1 protein-coding gene is annotated in these 593 nt (G+C 73.7%); it reads left to right on the top strand.

Going from position 1 to position 593, the window contains the following annotated elements:
- Positions 1–593, top strand: a 593-nt coding sequence (locus IE124_RS34350; protein WP_306432465.1) for a ketoacyl-synthetase C-terminal extension domain-containing protein, incomplete at both ends; no start/stop codon positions are given.

The raw sequence follows: 593 nt of genomic DNA on the forward strand, positions 1-593 counted from the left end.
ATCAAGATGGTCCAGGCGATGCGCCACGGCGTCCTGCCGAAGACGCTCCACGTGGACCGGCCGACGGACCAGGTGGACTGGGCGGCGGGCGCGGTCGAGCTGCTCACGGAAGCCATGGACTGGCCGGACAAGGGCGACGGCGGACTGCGCCGGGCCGCGGTCTCCTCCTTCGGCGTCAGCGGCACGAACGCGCACGTGGTCCTCGAAGAGGCCCCGGGGGTCGTCGAGACCCCGGCGGACGAGACCCTGACAAACGAGACCCCGGCCGTCGAGCCGTCCGCCGGCGGCCTGGTGCCGTGGCTGGTCTCGGCGAAGTCTCCGGCCGCGCTGGACGCCCAGATCGGGCGCCTCGCCGCGTACGCCTCGCAGGGCGGTACGGATGACGTCGACGCCGGCGCCGTCGCCCGCGTACTGGCCGACGGGCGCGCGCAGTTCGAGCACCGGGCCGTCGCGATCGGCACCGGGACGGGCGACTTCGCACAGGCGCTGACCGCTCCGGAAGGGCTGATACGGGGAACGTCCACGGACGTGGGCCGGGTGGCGTTCGTCTTCCCCGGCCAGGGCACGCAGTGGGCCGGAATGGGAGCCGAACT

It is taken from the genome of Streptomyces narbonensis (assembly GCF_014649015.1).
GTDB lineage: Bacteria > Actinomycetota > Actinomycetes > Streptomycetales > Streptomycetaceae > Streptomyces > Streptomyces narbonensis.